Source organism: Halochromatium roseum (assembly GCF_016653315.1).
GTDB classification, from domain to species: domain Bacteria; phylum Pseudomonadota; class Gammaproteobacteria; order Chromatiales; family Chromatiaceae; genus Lamprobacter; species Lamprobacter roseus.
In genome coordinates this window covers 108989-126746 of the sequence record NZ_NHSH01000061.1, presented here as the reverse complement: position 1 = coordinate 126746, position 17758 = coordinate 108989, and the positions used below count along the sequence as shown (strand labels likewise).

Genomic DNA, 17758 nt, shown 5'->3' with positions numbered 1-17758 from the left:
TCTTATGGCAACCATGAACATTTCTTTGCCGGATGCGATGAAGGCCTGGGTCGATCAATGCTCGCGCTCAGGTCGCTACAGCAATGTCAGCGATTACGTTCGGGATCTGATACGTCGCGATCAGGAGCGTGCTGCAAAGATTGTCGAGCTACAAGGCCTCATTGACGAGGCACTGGCTGCTGGTGAAGGGCGGCGATCCATGGAGGCGGTCGAAGCCGAGGCGCTCGCAAGGCTTGCGAATATCAAGTGAATCCGTATGTTCTCAGTGAACTGGCCGAGGAGGACTTGATCCAGATTTACGTGACAGGTGCGATGGACTTTGGGCTTGAGCAAGCCAAGCGCTACCACCGAAAACTGTATCAGGCCTTTGTTTTTTTAGCCGACAACCCGTTTGCCGGGCCAGAGCGCTCAGAGCTACGTCCTGCATGCCGCATTCACCCGGTCGGTTCGCATATCCTGATTTACACCATTCGGCCAAACGACATCTACATCCTGCGCGTGCGGCATGGACATGAAGATTGGCTGCGCGAGGCGGTTCGCTTGTGACGCCTAAAAGCGCGGCGCCGAGTCCCTGTTCTTCGACGACCACCGCCGGCTTGATTAGGCGTTAACAAAAAAAGTGGCAAGATAGGGTTTTTTTAACAAAAACCTTGGCCGTTGAAGAAAAAATGGGCAGCCTCGGCTACCAATCGTTCTGCGAACGCTTCCAGCTCACGGCATTTCCGCTCTCAAGACCCGCGCGGGTTGCGCCTGTATCGCGGGTGACGCAGACAGCGGATGCCCTGCTGGTGCCCGCGCAGGTTGCGCCCCGACATGATGAGCCACTCGAGCAGCTGCTGTTCGCGCTCAAGCATGAAGGCGTCAACCTGCAGGTGCTGGCGCAGGCGCTCAAGCGCCTATCTGGCAGCGACATCCAGCGCCGGGTTCAGACCACGCCCTCGAGTCGCTATGTCCGCGTCCTGGGGTTTTTGTGGGAGGCCTTCAACGGCCGCGAGCTTGAAGGCAATCTTGCGATCGCCGGTCCAACCGTTGATCTGTTCGATGCCAAGCGCTACCTCACCGCGCCCGGTCAGCGCAATGCACGCTGGAAGGTCAATTTCAACGGGTTGGGGTCGCTGCGTTACGCGGTCACGGTGGAGCGCACGCCAGCCATTGAACGCTTGCTCGCGCTTAACATTCTCGACCGCGCAAATGCCTTTGTGACGGGACTTGGGCAGCAGGCGACCGATCGGGCGCTGGCCTGGGCTTATCTGCATGAGACCGAAAATTCGTTCGCGATCGAGCGAGAGAGACCATCGCAGGATAAGGCCGAGGCCTTTGTGGCGCTGTTGAAACAGGCACACCAGCCGCGACCAATGGACGAGGATTATCTGGTCGAGCTGCAAAACGCCGCCATCACCAATCCACTGGATCGAGCCGCTGCCTATCGCCACGAACAAAACTGGCTACGAGGACCTTTGCGCGGCGTGAGAAAGACCTGCGCGAAGAGACCGAATTTCTCGCCCGCTTCGACCAGGTGTATCGCCAAATCGATGAACGCTTCGATGTGCGCGGCAATGCCTTGACGACTTTGGTGATTGCCGCTCTGCAAAACAACGGCAAGGTCTCGAAGAACCGACGCAAGCAATTCCTGCTCACCGTTCCAGCCCCAGTATTTGATGCCATTGAGCAGGAGTGCGAGCACGCACTCAAATAAATTTTGGTCAACCCCCAGGCCGGGGGCACGACCGGGCGAGACATCCAGCGCTGCAGAGTGGGGCGCGCTTGCTCAATCGCAAAAGATGTCTTCGAGCGCTCAGCCCATGCCGACCAGTGGGAAAGCGCGAGCGTTTTGTTAACAGCTGCTTTAGTAAACGGGTTTCACCGCTTGCTTCACCAATAGCTTCACCCTAGAGCGGCTTATTGGCTCCCAGTTCTTGGCAACAGCAAACGTGGTTTGCGATAAACGACTTCGCGCCCCGATTTAGATTCGTACTCCTTAAGTGTCTCGTGGATTCGCTTGAGGTCATGTCCATATTTCGCAGCGTGCTCCATGCGATAGCGGCGAATTTCAGCAACAATTGGATCTTCTCTCATATCTCCGCTCCTAGTTCTTCTGGTGAACACAAAATTGGAGAAACGAAGCCATGTGCTTCAATTATGGACGAAATTAATGCTTTTGTGTGTGCGTTGTTAATGTGTTTGAAATTCCATGTGAGGAGGAAATTGACACCTGACGCCGCCGCGATGCCTATAATGAATATCTCGTATTTGAATCTGTGATCATGCCACCAGCTTTCGGTTATTGCTTGTCGAGCAGTGATCACAAGATCTCGACTCGGGCGTGCCGTAAAGTAGCTAATGACGGATGATTCAATGTAGACAGATTCAGCCATAGCGAGATTTTATTACTTCATGTTCTTGCAGCTAACCACCAGAACGGGTCTCCGGCTCTCGTGCACTGTTAATTATGGTACAGGATTCGCGACGGGCCAGCGCCAAACTGGCCTTCGTCGGCTCCCAGGCCAAGGGCATCCTTGGGCGAGACATCCAAGGCTACGGCCCGTGCGGAGGCGATGTCATGCTCGACGGCGAGCGCTACGCCATCCGCTCGACTAGCAGCGGAATGCTCTCGGCTATTCCAAAGCGAAGTGGGCGGTGGTCTACGGCAGCTTGTTAGGCTATTTCTGCCAATTTTTGAGCGATGCCTCTACCATAGGTCGATGGTGGCAAGGGCTTTCCTTCTTTTTTCCATAAATCCAACCATTCATCTACTATTTCACAAAGCTCCGAATAAACTTCTCTTTCATTTTCCCCATGACAGCATGGACCAATAACACCAGGGCATTCACCAATGAAACATTGATCTTCATCCGACCACTCAACAATTTTTAAATATTTTGCACTTTCTTTCATTGTTTTGCTTCTCGAATCTTTTGTTTCACTTCTTTTTCTTGGTAAAGCTTTGCATCATCACCAAGATGACCGGAGATTGTAATTCGTACTCCGGAGCCATGTTCTAAATTACGATGGCTTCCTTTTCCTCCACGATTTATGAACCCCGCTTTCTGCAGATCGTTCAGTAATGCTCGAATTTTACGAGGCATGATTTATTATGTGGATTAGCATGGAATCTGCCTAGTTGGCCCAGACTGCGCGTCGAGCCGTTCACAGCCCATGCGCCGCAGAAGCGTAGCAAAATTCAGGTCATGTATTCTTGCCACCAGAGTTGAAACATGAGCAGGCTCCATAGGATCGCGCCGTGATCGTGGGTGCGGGCTTGGTGCTGGGTCCACAATTCGCGGATGCGTTCGATGTTGAAGTAGCGGGGGAGACCGTCTTGGGCGTTGAGGAGTTTGTCTTCGGCGAGGCCGCGTAAATCCTGGCGAAACCAGTCTGCGAGTGGCGGGGAAAAGCCCATCTTGCGGCGGTCGAGGATGGCCTCGGGTAGATCTGGCTTGAAGACGGCTTTGAGGATGCGTTTTTTCTCGCCCTCATGGAACTTGAGCGCTGACGGCAGCTGGCCGGCAAATTCGATGAGTTGGTAGTCCAGCAGCGGCGCGCGGACCTCTAGGGAGTGGGCCATGCTCATGCGGTCGACCTTGACGAGGATGTCGCCCGGCAGGAAGGTCTTGATGTCGGTGTAGAGGATGCGTGAGAGGTGGTCTGGCCCATCGCAGCGCCGGTAGGCGTCGATGACCTGGGTACTCGGGTGGTAGTCGGAAAGACGTTGTTGGGTGTCTTCGCTGGCAATGCGCTGCCATTGCGCATCGGTGATCTGCGCATTGGAGAGATAAAAGCCCATGGCCGGTTCCGTGGCCAAGGCTGACAAGAGCGTGCCTGCGCGACGGAGCAGTCTGACAGGGGTACGGTGCAGGAGCGAGGCGACGGCTGGTAGCAGCTTGTGCCGTATCAGGGTCGGTATGCGCTCGCGCCAGCGGTTTTCGATGGCGTCGATGGCGTATTTTTCATAGCCGGCGAAGACTTCATCACCACCATCACCGGCCAGCGCGACGCTGACTTGTTGGCGGGCCAGTTTTGAGACGAAATAGGTGGGGACTAAAGACGCGTCGGCGAAGGGTTCGTCGAAGTAGCGGGCAATCTCATGCAGGTTCTCGGCGACCTGCTGGTTGACGACGTATTCATGGTGATCCGTCGCGTATGCTTGAGCGACGATCTGGGCAAATTCGGTCTCGTTGAAGCGTTTTTCGTCGAAACCGATCGAGCAGGTGGTGACCGGACGCTGGCTCTGTTGGGCCATGGTGGCGACGATGCCGCTGGAGTCGATCCCACCAGAGAGGAAGGCGCCGAGCGGCACGTCGGCGACCATGCGCCGTCGGGTGGCGGCATTGATCTGCTCGCGCAACTGGCTGGTTGCTTGGTCTGCGTCGATGCCGTTGGTTGCGAAGGAAAGATCCCAGTACGGTGCTTTGCGATGGCCGCTGGCCGTGATTTCCAGCCAGTGACCCGGTTCGAGCTTGAATACCCCTTCGAAGATGGTTTTTGGGTCTGGGACATATTGGAAGGCGAAGTAATCGCGCAGCGCATCGAGGCGTATGCTGCGCTTGACCAGATCCGCTGCGAGCAAGGCCTTGAGTTCTGAGGCGAAGGCGATGTCGCCGTCAATGAGGCTGTAGTAGAGTGGTTTCTTGCCGATGCGATCACGTGCCAGGAATAAGCGCTCTTCTTCGCGATCCCAGAGCGCGAAGGCGAACATGCCGTTTAGGTCAGCAAGACAGTCTTTTCCTTTTTGGGCGTAGAGCGCGAGAATGACTTCCGTATCCGTCTGGGTGCGGAATGGGTATCCGTCTTTTTCCAGTGCTTCGCGCAATTCGAGGAAGTTGTAGATCTCGCCGTTAAAGACTAGTACGTAGCGGCCACAGTGGGAATGCATCGGCTGATTGCCGGCCGCGGAGAGGTCGATGATCGAGAGGCGGCGGTGATGTAATCCTACCGGGCCTTGGAGGTAGCTGCCCTGTGCATCGGGGCCGCGGTGGCGGATGGCCTCACCCATCCGTGTTAGGGTGTCGTGGTCACCGAGGGGGCGATGGAATTGGGTGAAACCTGCAATACCGCACATGTTGAATCACTTAAACACTTGTGTCTCGAGAATAGTCTTAAAGTGCTCAAGCCTTTCTCTTGCGGCAGTGGCACTCTCTCCAACGCCTGTTGCAAGGGTGATCATTGAGGCATCACGGCGGCCGCTGAGCAAGTGGCTAAACAGCTGTTTAATCTTCGCCTCGGCGGATCTACTTGCGGCATGATTGCCGACACGATACCAACTCCAGACCAAGATTTTTTCGTTATGCTTTCTGAGTTCGGTTTCTTGGACGCTTTGGCTACCGTGGTGGCTGGCTCTGCTGGCGACGATTTTCCAATCTCCATAGTAGGGATCTGAGAGTCGGTTAAGCGAGGAGGCCGCTTCAGCGCCGTCGCGTTGATAACGGAAGAAACCGATGTCGACTCGCACGGCATCGGTGTCAGTACCTGTTTGTGCATTGGTGTCATTGCCGTAGATGACTTCCACGTGCTTGTCTGGATTATTGAAAATAGGCATCCAGTCAAAGCCGATGGTCTCTCGTTCGCCCCAGTCCCCGAGTTGGCTGGGGATTTCCACGTACTGTGGGACGAAATTTTCGGTTGGCGGTGCCACGAGAGAAGCCGTGACCAGTTTGGTCGAGACTAGCAGGGCGGTAAATAAGACGACGACTTGCCAACTGATGTTGATGGAGCGACTAGGGGCCGGTGTCGGCTTGTCGTCAGAAGACGGGGGTTCTGGCTGCGGATCTCGCCAGAAGCTGCCGATATAAAACATGAGAAAAATAACAATACCGAAAAACACCCATCCATATAGCAAATGGTCTGCTCCGACGGCATATTTCATGCCGCTGAGATGTCCGATCATCACGATCATGTAAGCTCGCAAGCCGTTGGCGATGATGGGAACCGCGATAGCGAATAGGAAGAAGATGATTCGTTTGTAGAAGCTGTTGTAACTGAGGTAGGCGTAGATGGTACCGAGGGCGAGTGATGCGATGAGATAGCGGACGCCGCTGCACTCTTCGACCACAGACCAGTTGCCTGAGGGCAGGGTGAAATAAAGTCCATCTTGATAAACCGGGACGCCGGATAGTCGTATTAACTCGACGGTAAAGTAGGCGGTAAAGTCCATCAGCGGGGGAATCAGTTCCTGCCCAAGAGGAACCGCGAAGATGAGGTAACCGATGGGGAACAGGGCTGCACTGAGGACGCGCGGGCCCAGCAGCGCCCATATTGAGAGCGGGATCAGCGTGATCAGGGCCAGCTGTTGAACGACCTTGACGTCAACCAGGGCACCTAATATCCAAATGCCGATCACGGGCAGTGTGAAACCCAGTGCTATGGGGACGCTGCACAAGGGGGCTTGATTGATCTGATACCTATTTTGCCAGATGAGCCACAGCGAAATCGGAAAAACGATGAAACCATGTGTGAAGGTTTCATTGGTTGCCCAGACTTGGGCCATTGAGAATGTGGTGCCAAAGAAGACCGCTGGGATCAGCAGGATTAGGCCAATCAGCAGGGTGGTATTGTCGAGCTTAGTCATCGGCTGTCTGTCCCGTATGTAATGAGACGATCTTTTAGCGTTCGTGCCAGGTTTTCTAGAAAAAAGCGTGGCCGCGGTCTTTGAATGAGTAGACTATCTAGATTCTGTGTGAGAGCGCCGAGTTGTTGTTTGTACTGGCTATGGCCTCCCATGAAATCGTATACCTGTATTCCTTTGGCGATAAAATATTCTATCGCTCGTTGATGGGCAACAAGCCCTGGCTTGAGTTTGGGGTTGTTGTCATAATTGAGCCCTTGTAGGTAGAAGTAGGCTGTCCTGTCGTCAACTAGAAAGTAGAGTATACCAATAAGACGGTCGCCGGCAGTGATACTCAACACCGCAGTTTTTCCCGACGCATGAGTAGAGCGAATGAGGTGCTCATGAAAGCGGACAAAATCAGCGTTGTTGAATCCGCTGTCACTCCATCGCGTCCTGTGAAGGGTCCCGGCCAAATGAAATAAGGTGATCGCACGCTCCTCGGTAGCCGCGATTTCGAGGGAGATGTTACCATGCTGCATCCTGTAGTCACGCACCGATCTTCGGATCTGGTAGCGCGTGTTGGGAGACAGGCTGGGCATGTACTTGGCTGGATCACGACTGAAGGGCGACAAGCTGACAGCATAGGCGGGCGCGGTCATCAGGATTCGGCTATGGTGAAAGCAGCGCTGCACTTGGTTGGTGCGGTTGCGGGGCATCATGGAGATGATGAACTCGTCCCAGTCTGCAAGCGACGCCAATGTTTGCAGGCAGGCGCTGACTGCGGCGACTCTATGTTGATCAGAAACGAGAAAGTCGTTGTACTCTATCCAGATTTGATCTTGGCTTTCGATGCCGGTTTGGTGAAGCCGCAGTTGCCGGGCACCGATCAGCTTGCGCCGCTTGACGTAGGAACGGGTCAATAGGCCGACGCAGACGGCTTGCTGGCCAAAATAGCCTGTGATCTGCAGGCATTGCGGATTGTAGGTCTCGAGCCAAGTAGAAATCCAGGGCCAAGTGAGAAAAAACGGGGCATCATGGACCGTTGCCTGAACCGAGGACCAAGTACCCTCCAATTGTTCAGGGTTTTGGAGGTCCGTGATTTTTGCAGTATACAAGGTCGGCGGCCTCGGTCGGGTAAGCGGTTACGCGGGAGGTTCTTGAGTGGATATCATAAAGGGTATTGTAGTCACCCTTTGCTCCCCGTTGGTCATCGCTGGCCTGTTTTTTTTGTTAGGGCTTTGGTTTAGTTTGGCACAGCGTGCACTCGCTTGGAAGATCAGCTATGGGATTGCCGCTGGTGTATTACTCATCTTTTCCCAGCCGTATGTCACTGACCTGCTGCTGTACCCGCTCGAGCATCTGAATCGCATTGAGCCTGACTTGGAAAATGCTAATTCGCTGATTTATCCATTAGCCTGCTATTACTCAGACAAGGGAGATGTGCCGGAGATCAGTCGATGGGCGGAGTGTTCGTTGCAGAGATTAACCGCTGCGGCGCAACTTTATCATCAGTATCGGGGTAAGATCTTGGTCACCGGTGGGAGAAGCAAATCTCATGAAAATGTGAGTTATGCGGAAAAGGCAACAGCGCTTTTGGTTTCGCTCGGTGTGAAGAAGCGGGATATCATTTTGTTGAAGCGCGGTAGCACCACCGCTGGTGAGATTACTGCTGCAATGGCGTTTTTGAAAGATCGGCCAACACTGATTATTTCGTCTGCTACCCATGTGCGACGGATTAGGCTGCTGGTGGACAATTGCAAAAATGTTTCTTTCTTCCCTGTCGATTTTCTCAGTTTAGGGAATCTGACGCCAAGGCTTGAAATTCCCTCGATCTATGCGCTCGAGGCATCGCGTCGCGCTTTTTATGAATATATCGCGCTTGCCAAAGATTATTACCTGCGCAGACAACGTGCTGCGTCTTAGAAAGAGAGTGTCGTAAGCCAATGAAGGTTCTCCATGTTACTTTCGATATGCGGATTGGTGGCACAGAGATGGTCATCAAGAACATTATAGAGGGTTTTGCGGAGGCTGAACCGGACGTTGATTTTTCTTTGTTCTGTATTGAGCATCCGCTGGGACCATGGGGGCAGGAACTGGCTAGCAAAGGTATAGAGATCGAAAGCTATTGTCGACGTCCGGGTTTCGACTGGACCCTGATACGGCGTATTCGTAGCGTTGTTAAGGCACGTGGTATTGACATCCTCCATTGTCATCAATACACCCCTTGGGTTTATGGGCTGATGGCATCACTGGGCACCCGAGCTAAGGTTATTTTTACTGAGCACGGTCGGTTTTACCCGGATAGACGCCGCTGGAAACGCATGCTGCTGAATCCAGGTTTTGCACGCTTGACCTCTGCGATCACTGCCATCTCAGGTTCGACTAAGCAGGCGCTAGTTGATTATGAGGCGATCAAAGCTGATGATATTGTTGTGGTATACAATGGTATCGCACAGCTGTACTCTGATAATGACAAGATCCGCGATATTCGCGCAGGCTATGGTTTAGATGAGCATCATTTTCTGTTTGGAACCGTTTCCCGTTTTGATCCGATTAAGAATCAGACGATGATGATCAAGGCCTTTTCTCGGGTCGTTGCTGAGCATGACGGCGCGCGGTTGCTTTTAGTTGGGGATGGAGATGAGCGAGTGCGTTTGGAAACGCTTGTTCATGAATTGGGTCTGGATAAACGTGTTTTTTTTACTGGCTATATGACTGAGCCTGGCAATCATATCGCGGCCATGGATACCTTCCTGCTTTCTTCTCTGAGTGAGGGGACCTCGATGACTCTGTTGGAAGCAATGAGCCTTGGCAAGCCTTGTGTCGTGACTGATGCTGGCGGTAATGCTGAAGTTGTTGCGCATGGTGAGAATGGGATAGTGACACCAAATGATGATGAGATGGCGTTTGCGGATGCGATGACGAGCGTTATGGAGCAATCGGACCTACGTCAGCAGTTTTCGCGTGGAGCCCTAGTGCGCTTTAACCGGCAGTTTTCGGTGGATCATATGGTTAAGGCCTACGCTGCGCTCTACGACGATGTTGTCTCCGGGCGATAAAGACATTGTTAGTCTGAGATCAGAAAATGATCTTGAGTGATGACTGGTTGGAGAGTGGTGAAGCATTTGAATATTGTTTATTTGGCGCACAGAGTCCCTTACCCTCCTAATAAGGGTGAAAAGCTACGTACCTATCATCAAATCAAGGGCTTTATTGCCCATGGCGCTGCTGTCACTGTTCTCTGTTCGGTTGAGACTGACCTTGACATTGCTTATTGCCAACAACTTGAACGGATGCATCCTGCATGTCAGGTACGTTATCATCGTACAAGTTTGAAGCTTATTCGTTATTTGCGTTCTTTTGTTGCTAACTGTGCAATTAGTGAGTCGTATTTTTTCTCCGGTAAGTTACTGAAAGAGTTGCACAATGTCCTTACAAAGACATCAGTTGATGCTGTTATCTGTACTGCGTCAAGTATGGCGCCTTATATTGAGAAGAGTCGCCGCTATTTGTCATCAAAGACGCTAACGATTATGGATTTTATGGATCTTGATTCTTATAAATGGCAACAGTACGCTGAGAATGCTGGGTTAGTCATGCGGTTTGTCTATCAGCGCGAAGCTAAGAAGGTCGCTGCGCTCGAGCAGGTTGTAGCAGAGCGCTTCGATTCAGCACTGTTGGTGGCGGAGCCTGAGACTCAGTTGTTTCGAGACTCTCAACCTCAAGCAACATGTAGGATCTTGACGGTTGGTAATGGAATCGATGGCGAAGAGTTTTTGCCTGCGGCATCCCCGATAGAAATTGAGCCACCGCGATTGTTGTTTGCGGGTGTGATGGACTATGCGCCAAATGTTGATGCGGTGCTGTGGTTTTATGAACATGTTTGGGCTGCAGTGAGAAGGCGTTGGCCTGGGGCGACGTTCACTATCGCGGGTATGAATCCAGCGCCAACGATTCAAGCCTTGGCTGGTGAAGAAGGCATCAGGGTGACTGGGTTTGTTGATGACATTTTGCCGTATTTTCACCAGTCGACTTTGTTTGTTGCGCCATTTCGAATCGCACGCGGCCTGCAAAACAAAATACTGCAGGCAATGGCCTGTGGTTTGCCTGTGATCTCAACGACAGTTGGTGCAGAGGGCATCGAAGCCGATGATGGAGTCCATATTCTCATCGCGGATTCTGCTGACCTCTTCTTGAAAACGATTGAAGTGTTGACGTCCGACCATCTCAGGTACGCAGCGGTACGACGAGAAGCGCTTGCAACCATCAATCGGGTTTATTCTTGGAGTCAACAATTGGCCCCCCTACGCGAATTAGTTGGTGCACCGCAATTGTCGGATGAATTTGACCAGTAAATGCTAGCCCGCGTTTCGCGGTACCCTTAGGTCTCAAGGCTTGTCAGCCTGATGCCGCTTGAATTGGAGGAACCTCCTGTGTTTGCCTTTGCTGCTCCCGATTTGTCTACCTGCAACAAGCCGCGCTTGTTGATTCTCTGGTTGCTTTTTGCCGTTGTGCTGTTGCTGTTGCCTGTCACGCTGAGCGCTGACGAAGCGCGTGGGCATGATCTGGCTGAACGGGTCTATAACCGTCCGGATGGCGATGATGTGACGACCCGCGGCAGTATGGTGCTGACAGAACGCGGTGGCTCACCACGCACGCGCAGTCTGATTATTTATCGGCAGGAGTCGGGGAGCGGAACGGTGTCGACGCTGATACGCTTCACTGATCCACCTGACATTGCTGATACGGGCCTGCTGACCCTCGACCGCGCGGCGGGTGATACCGAGCAATGGGTATATTTGCCGGCGCTCAAACGCTCGCGGCGTATCTCAGCTGATCGCCAGGGTGGGCGTTTTGTCGGCTCGGACTTTTTCTACGAGGACTTGCGGGACCGCAAAGTGTCGATGGATCGCCACACTTGGCTGCGTTCTGAGAACCTTCAGGGCGTGCAAACCGAGGTGCTTGAGAGTATTCCGGTTAGCGCGAGTAACTCGGTGTATGGCAAGCGGGTGAGTTGGATTCATCCGACGGCGCTGGTGCCGTTGCAGATCGAGTATTACGAGCCCGGAGCCAGCAAGCCGTTCAAGCGACTCACTGTGGAGCGGTTGGAGCGCATTCAAGGTTACTGGACAGTGACCTCAAGTGTGATGACCGACCTGCAGCAAAACCATGAGACGCGGCTAACGAATGCCGTGACGCGATACGACCGGGGCCTGCCATCATCGCTATTCACGAAGCGTGCGCTGGAAGATCCTAGCCTTGAAGCTCGCTCCCGGCCTTGAGGGCTTTGCGGAAGCGATCGATGCTGAGTACTTGGGTCAACGTAGGCCGATGGTTGGCCGGTTCGGGGAGAACGCTGCATGTCCACGCTTAGGCTTTTCATCAGGCTCATTGCCGGGGTAAGCATGGTGCTTGGGAGCTACGCCAGCGGGGCGCAGGACGGTGATGTCATCGTGCTGGGGCAGGGGACGGATGCCGATCAGCTCCCGGCGGCGGCCGAGCCGCTGGCCGAGCCAACATCCGGCTCAAGCGCTGGCGCTGATGCGTTGGGCTCTAGTGACTTCGAGATCGGGCTAGACCGACTTTGGCTTGAAACCGCGGCCTTCACCGGCTCTAGCAGCGAGGCGGCTGGAACCCTGTACGCTCAAGGCCAGGTCTCGGCGCGGTGGAGACCGAGCGAGACTTGGGAGTGGCAGGCCGCGGGGCGACTGGATTCGACCTTGCAAACCGGCGCGCGTCACTCGGAGGGTACCCGACTCGACTATGGCGAGACCTTCGTCCGCTATCGGGATGACCGTCGCAGCATCACAGCGGGTGCTCAGACTGTGCTCTGGGGTCGAGTTGACGAGATTGCACCGACCGATCGACTCTCGGTGCAGGACATCACCCGCTTTATCCTCGACGAATTGGGCGAGCGCCGCCGTGCGGTGCCGATGCTGCGGTGGGAAGAATTCGGCGATGGCACCAAGCTGGATGTCATTCTGATTCCTGAATTTCGCGCTGCCGTACTGCCGGAGCAGGAGAGCGTCTGGTATCCGGTCGATCAGGAGCGCGGGATGGTGCTGGGGATTCCGACCGGTCCGTTGCTTCAGGGGCTGCTTGCGGCTGGGAGTGTGGGGGATGATGCCCGACCCGGCGGTGCTGGCGGGGGTGTCCGCTTTAGTCAGACCTTGAGTGGTCTCGATTACGCCCTGACCCTGCAGCGGGTCCGACATTCGTTGCCCTACTACGCGTTGGACCCGCAGGTGCGTGCGGCCTTGCTCGCCGGTGCCAGTCCACAGCTAGCGGTCGCTCAGGGGCAGGGGCGCCCAACCTTTGAGGGCCAGCATCCTTACACCACAGTGGTTGGCGGTGACCTCGGTCTGGTGCTGGGGTCGGCTACCTTGCGCTTGGAGGCGGCTTGGCTGAGCGACGTGCCAGTGACTACGGAAGCGCTGCAGATGGAGACCGTGAACGGCGTGGATTGGGTGGCTGGGGTCGAACTCTACCCTGGTGATGCGGATACCCGTTTGAATCTCCAGCTGATGGGGCACCACCTGATGAATCCACCCAGGGTGTTGGACCAGGTGGATGTGATTTCCTTGAACGGGCAGCTCGAAACCGAATGGGGCCAAGGCCGCTGGCGCGCGCGTCTGAACATGGTCGCCGACCTGAATTACGACAACCTCTATCTCAATCCGGAGGTTGTTTGGACCGGTATCCGTTCGCTAGAAATCTATGCTGGGTTGCACTATTTTGCGGGCGAGAACGGCACCTTTGGCGACTATTTCTCTGATAACACGAATGTCGCTCTTGGTTGGCGGATGAGCTTTTAGGCGATTGCCGTAAAACCGCCTAGCAGCCTGCGAAGAGCCCCCTAAGAAACTGTCGATCAACTTCTTACCGATTTGAGGGTCAGGGTTAGGCGATTATCGGGAAGTAGAAACAGCCACTAAGTCTCAGCGATCGCTCTGATTAACGCCGCTTTGGCGGGATGAGATCGGTGATGCTGCCATGGGCCATCTCGGCGGCGAGGCCGATGGTCTCGTTCAAGGTCGGATGCGGGTGGATGGTCATGCCGAGGTCTTCCATGTCGGCGCCCATCTCGAGTGCGAGCACGGTCTCGCCGATCAGTTCGCCGGCGTTGGGGCCGACGATGCCGGCGCCGAGGATGCGCTTGGTCTCGGGGTCGAACAGCAGCTTGGTCAGCCCCTCGTCGCGATGGATGCCGAGCGCGCGGCCACTGGCGGCCCAGGGGAAGACACCTTTTTCGACCTCGATGCCCTTGGCCGCGGCCTCGGTCTCGGTGAGGCCCATCCAGGCCACCTCGGGGTCGGTGTAGGCGACTGAGGGGATGGTCATCGGATCGAAGAGCGCTGGTTCGCCGGCGATGACCTCGGCGGCGACCTTGCCCTCGTGCGTGGCCTTGTGTGCGAGCATCGGGCCGCCGACGACATCGCCGATGGCGAAGATGGTCGGCACATTGGTGCGCATGTGCTGATCGGTCTGGATGAAGCCGTGCTCGTCGACCTTGACGCCGGCGGCCTCGGCGTTGATCAGCTTGCCGTTGGGGCGGCGGCCGATGGCGACCAGCACCTTGTCGTAGCTGGCCTCGCCGGGGTGCTTGCCTTCAAAGACGACGTCGATGGCCTTGGAGCTGGCGCTCATGGTGGCGACCTTGGTCTCGAGCCAGATGTTCTGGTAGCGCTTTTTGACCACCTTTTGCAGCGCGCGCACCAGATCCTTGTCGGCGCCGGGCATGAGCTGGTCTTTCATCTCGACGACGTCGATCTTGGCGCCGAGCGCGGCATAGACGCTGGCCATCTCGAGGCCGATGATGCCGCCGCCGACCACCAGCATGCGCTCGGGGATGCCGTCGATCTCAAGTGCGTCGGTGGAGTCCATCACCCGTGGATCATCGTGCGGGAAGCCGGGGATGCGGATCGGGGTGGAGCCGACGGCGATGATGCAGTGGTCGAAGCTGACCGCGATCTTGCCCTCGCGGCTGTCGACGCTGATGCGGTTGGGGGTCTCGAAGCGGCCGCTGCCTTGCACCACCTCGACCTGGCGCTGCTTGGCCATGCCGCTGAGGCCGCTGGTGAGCTTCTTGACCACCTTGTTCTTGCCTGCGCGCATCTTGTCGAGGTCGATCTCGGGTGGGGCGAAGGTGACGCCCATTGCGCCCATGGTCTTGGCCTCTTCGATGATCTGCGCGGTGTGCAGCAGCGCCTTCGAGGGGATGCAGCCGACATTGAGGCAGACGCCGCCGAGGCTGGGGTAGCGCTCGATGAGGACGGTGCGCAGGCCGAGATCGGCGGCGCGAAAGGCGGCGGTGTAGCCACCGGGTCCGCCGCCGAGGACGACGACTTGGGCGCTGAGTTCTTTATTCGGAGCGGTGTCGCTCATGAAGTCTCTCGTTCAGGTGTTTGTGGTTGATCACTGCAGGTGTGCCCAAGCTTCGTCTTCCTCTGGTCGTAACCAGTCCCTTCCGAGCGATGCTTCTGAAAGTAAGAGTGTTTCATCGCGTTCAATTGGCAGCTCGTCAAGGATCGTCACCAGCGCCCGATGCTTACCCTCGAGCTTGATCGGCTCGGCAAGCTCGATGGCGCCATTCTCGTCGATCACGGCTTCGATGGTACTCATCATGGGGGTCACCGATTGAGGCCCCTGAAGGGGGCCGCGCTAGTTGACATCAGGATAGAAGTCAGGATTGAGGATCTGTGCTTGAGAATAAGGGCAGCTGACCGGGAAGGTCTTGACCGGCAGTTCTGACTCGCGTGCGGCAAGCTCGACGGCTTGCGGGTAGGCCTTGGTGATGGCCTCGCCGATCTTCCCCTTGAGCCCCGGATACTCTTCTAGCAGGTAGCCTAGAGCAAGTCGCTGCTCAATGAGTGTGTTGCGCCAGCGCTTGCCTTCGTATTCTGCCCAGCGCTCTGAGAGCTGCCGATACTGATACTGCCATTTCAGCAGATGGGCAAGGAGGATTCGCAGGCGGCTCACTAGTTCATGCCGCTGGCTCTTGCCCATGTCGTCCAGCTCCTCCAGCAGATGATCCAGGTCGAGTTCTGAGAAGCGGCGCTGGCGGAGCAGTTCGGCTGTCTTTGCCGCCCAGCTGGAATAGTCAACATCGTATAAGGTGCTCAGTGCGTTCATCAGAGGCCTCGCCCGATCCAATCTGCAGCAAGTGCGTCAGATGACGGGCATCGTCGTCATGGAAAACTCGATAAAACAGCAGTGTAAACCTTTCTCTCGGGGATGCGTTCACCCTGTCTATTACAACAGTAAGCGCCGAATATCACTGAGTAGCCCAGCCAGCAAGGTCGTGAAGCGCACACCATCAGCGCCATCGACGACACGATGGTCATAGGACAGCGACAGCGGCAACATGAGCCGTGGCTCGAAGCTATTGCTGTCAGCATTCCAGACCGGTTTCATCTCAGTGCGTGAGACACCGAGGATGGCGACCTCGGGGGCGTTGACAATGGGTGTGAACGCAGTGCCGCCGATGCCGCCGAGACTGGAGATGCTGAACACGCCACCTTGCATATCGCCCGGTAGCAGCTTGCCATCACGTGCCTTGGTGCTGAGCGTCATCAGCTCGCGGGCGATCTCGAACAGGCCCTTCTTGTCGACATCGCGGATCACCGGCACCACCAGCCCGTTCGGTGTGTCGACGGCGACGCCGAGGTGGGTGTAGTGCTTGAGGATCAGGTTGTCGCCGTCGGGCGAGAGCGAGGCCTTGAGCGTCGGCATCTGCACTAGTGCACCGGCGACGGCCTTCATCAAGAACGGCATGAAGGTGAGCTTGACGCCGGCCTGCTCGGCGGTCTGCTTCTGGCCTTTGCGGAAGGCCTCGAGCTCGGTGATGTCGGCCTCGTCGAACTGAGTGACATGCGGCACCGAGAGCCAGGCGCGGTGCAGATGGGTGCCGCTGAGCTTCTTGATGCGCGAGAGCGGCTGCGTCTCGGTCTGGCCGAACTTGCTGAAATCGACCTCGGGCGCGGCCGGGAGCTGGAATGGCATACCGCCGGCTGCGGCAGGAGGGCCTCCGGCTGAGAGTGTCTTTTTGACGTAGGCCTGAACGTCGTCCTTGAGGATGCGCCCCTTACGCCCACTGCCCTTGACCTGTGCCAGGTCGACGCCGAGCTCGCGCGCGAAGCGTCGGATCGCTGGGCTGGCATGCGGGGTGCGGCCACTGGCGATGGCCTGCATATCCGCGGGGCGTGGCAGGATCGGTGCCTTGCGGCGCTCGGCCTCACCGGGCGCGCGGCTCGTGGATCGAGCCTGTTGAGCCTGGGTGCTTTCAGAGGCGCCGGTTGCTTCGGGTTGGGCTTGGGCGCCTTCGGGTTTTGCGGTGGCCGCGGGTGCTTGCGCGGTCTCGGCCTCTTCGGCTGAGGGTGCGTCTGATCCATCCCCAACGCTCGCCTGAGCCGCTCCCTTCAGCGTCAGCAGCAGATCGCCTTGATTGACCTTGTCGCCGGTCTTGATGTGCACCACCTCGACGGTCCCGGCGGCGGGCGAGGGGATCTCCATGGTCGCCTTCTCGCTCTCGAGGGTGACGATGGATTGATCGACCTCGACCTGGTCACCAATGCTGACCAAGACCTCGATCACTGGGATGTTGGTGAAATCGCCGATGTCTGGCATCGGCACCTCGATCTGCTCAGTGGAGGCGGCGTTGGTTGTTGCCGCAGCCTGCTTATTTCCGGTTTTCGCTGATGCCGTCGAGGCGGGTTTGTTCGCGGTCGATGCGGTTGCATTGGCGCCGGTTGCGGTTGCATTGGCACCGGTTGCTGTTGCCCCTGTGCCGCTGGTTGCTGGCTCAGCGGCAGGCGCGCCTTTGGCCTCGGATGCGCTGGATGAAGCGGCTGCCGAGACTGAATCTGCTCCTGAGTCAGCGCCCTCGGCTGAATTCGAGCTTGCAGCACCGCCGTCAGCACGGGTATCAACCCGCAGCAGCAGATGACCTAGCCCAACCCGCTCGCCGACCTTGACGTTGATCTCGGTGACCTTGCCGCCGAGTGGCGACGGGATCTCCATGGACGCCTTGTCGCTTTCCAGGGTCAACAGCGACTGTTCGGGCTCGATGCGATCGCCAGGAGCGACTAGGATCTCGATGATCTCGACATCGGTGAAGTCGCCGATGTCGGGAAGCAGAATGTCTTCTACCGTTGCCACGCTGCTGTCTCCTGTGACCAGTGAGGGGCCGGATGGGGATGCGCGATCAGGGAGGGC

17 protein-coding genes are annotated in these 17758 nt (G+C 56.3%); 8 read left to right on the top strand and 9 right to left on the bottom strand.

Annotated features, from left to right (window positions below):
* The first annotated feature begins 4 nt into the window (after window positions 1-4).
* The 3 genes from CCR96_RS14135 (at window position 5) to CCR96_RS14125 (ending at window position 1565) form a co-directional block, all read left to right on the top strand.
* On the top strand, window positions 5-250 hold the full coding sequence (locus CCR96_RS14135; RefSeq protein WP_201220759.1) for a type II toxin-antitoxin system ParD family antitoxin: 246 nt from the start codon (window positions 5-7) through the stop codon (window positions 248-250).
* Window positions 247-546 (top strand): type II toxin-antitoxin system RelE/ParE family toxin, encoded by a 300-nt coding sequence (locus CCR96_RS14130; protein WP_201220758.1) that lies wholly within the window; start codon window positions 247-249, stop codon window positions 544-546. The genes CCR96_RS14135 and CCR96_RS14130 overlap by 4 nt, the downstream gene beginning before the upstream one ends.
* A 122-nt stretch (window positions 547-668) precedes the next feature.
* Window positions 669-1565, top strand: coding sequence for a hypothetical protein (locus CCR96_RS14125; protein ID WP_201220757.1), 897 nt, complete (start codon window positions 669-671; stop codon window positions 1563-1565).
* 1090 nt (window positions 1566-2655) lie between these two features.
* Here the strand turns inward: CCR96_RS14125 and CCR96_RS14120 are convergent.
* The 5 genes from CCR96_RS14120 to CCR96_RS14100 form a co-directional block, all read right to left on the bottom strand.
* A complete protein-coding gene (locus CCR96_RS14120) occupies window positions 2656-2895 on the bottom strand; it encodes a hypothetical protein (protein ID WP_201220756.1) in 240 nt (79 codons plus the stop codon).
* On the bottom strand, window positions 2892-3086 hold the full coding sequence (locus CCR96_RS14115; protein ID WP_201220755.1) for a type II toxin-antitoxin system HicA family toxin: 195 nt from the start codon (window positions 3084-3086) through the stop codon (window positions 2892-2894). Before CCR96_RS14115 ends, CCR96_RS14120 begins: the two co-directional genes overlap by 4 nt.
* A gap of 95 nt (window positions 3087-3181) precedes the next feature.
* Window positions 3182-5059, bottom strand: a complete 1878-nt coding sequence (asnB, locus tag CCR96_RS14110) for an asparagine synthase (glutamine-hydrolyzing) (protein WP_201220754.1) — start codon at window positions 5057-5059, stop codon at window positions 3182-3184.
* A 6-nt stretch (window positions 5060-5065) separates the two neighbouring features.
* Window positions 5066-6565 (bottom strand): exosortase A, encoded by a 1500-nt coding sequence (gene xrtA / locus CCR96_RS14105; RefSeq protein WP_201220753.1) that lies wholly within the window; start codon window positions 6563-6565, stop codon window positions 5066-5068.
* The gene (locus CCR96_RS14100; RefSeq protein WP_201220752.1) at window positions 6562-7659 is read right to left on the bottom strand and encodes a GNAT family N-acetyltransferase; all 1098 of its coding nucleotides are present in this window, start codon (window positions 7657-7659) and stop codon (window positions 6562-6564) included. The genes xrtA and CCR96_RS14100 overlap by 4 nt, the downstream gene beginning before the upstream one ends.
* 46 nt (window positions 7660-7705) lie before the next feature.
* Here CCR96_RS14100 and CCR96_RS25345 point away from each other — a divergent pair, with 46 nt between their 5' ends.
* From CCR96_RS25345 to CCR96_RS14075, 5 genes are all read left to right on the top strand, one after another.
* Complete coding sequence (locus CCR96_RS25345; RefSeq protein ID WP_201220751.1) at window positions 7706-8467, top strand: ElyC/SanA/YdcF family protein; 762 nt, start codon at window positions 7706-7708, stop codon at window positions 8465-8467.
* A 20-nt stretch (window positions 8468-8487) separates the two neighbouring features.
* Window positions 8488-9603, top strand: coding sequence for a glycosyltransferase family 4 protein (locus CCR96_RS14090; RefSeq protein ID WP_201220750.1), 1116 nt, complete (start codon window positions 8488-8490; stop codon window positions 9601-9603).
* Window positions 9604-9642: 39 nt separating this feature from the next.
* The gene (locus CCR96_RS14085; protein WP_201220749.1) at window positions 9643-10899 is read left to right on the top strand and encodes a TIGR03087 family PEP-CTERM/XrtA system glycosyltransferase; all 1257 of its coding nucleotides are present in this window, start codon (window positions 9643-9645) and stop codon (window positions 10897-10899) included.
* 51 nt (window positions 10900-10950) lie between these two features.
* A complete protein-coding gene (locus CCR96_RS14080) occupies window positions 10951-11826 on the top strand; it encodes an outer membrane lipoprotein-sorting protein (protein ID WP_201220748.1) in 876 nt (291 codons plus the stop codon).
* A 78-nt stretch (window positions 11827-11904) separates the two neighbouring features.
* Complete coding sequence (locus CCR96_RS14075) at window positions 11905-13359, top strand: hypothetical protein (RefSeq protein ID WP_201220747.1); 1455 nt, start codon at window positions 11905-11907, stop codon at window positions 13357-13359.
* 139 nt (window positions 13360-13498) lie between these two features.
* On the opposite strand, the gene lpdA is transcribed toward CCR96_RS14075, so the two are convergent.
* The 4 genes from lpdA to aceF form a co-directional block, all read right to left on the bottom strand.
* Window positions 13499-14929, bottom strand: coding sequence for a dihydrolipoyl dehydrogenase (gene lpdA, locus CCR96_RS14070; RefSeq protein WP_201220746.1), 1431 nt, complete (start codon window positions 14927-14929; stop codon window positions 13499-13501).
* Between the two features lie 30 nt (window positions 14930-14959).
* Window positions 14960-15166, bottom strand: a complete 207-nt coding sequence (locus tag CCR96_RS14065; protein ID WP_242519094.1) for a hypothetical protein — start codon at window positions 15164-15166, stop codon at window positions 14960-14962.
* 39 nt (window positions 15167-15205) lie between these two features.
* Window positions 15206-15676 (bottom strand): DUF29 domain-containing protein, encoded by a 471-nt coding sequence (locus CCR96_RS14060; protein WP_201220744.1) that lies wholly within the window; start codon window positions 15674-15676, stop codon window positions 15206-15208.
* Window positions 15677-15796: 120 nt separating this feature from the next.
* Complete coding sequence (gene aceF, locus CCR96_RS14055) at window positions 15797-17701, bottom strand: dihydrolipoyllysine-residue acetyltransferase (RefSeq protein ID WP_201220743.1); 1905 nt, start codon at window positions 17699-17701, stop codon at window positions 15797-15799.
* Between the last annotated feature and the right edge of the window lie 57 nt (window positions 17702-17758).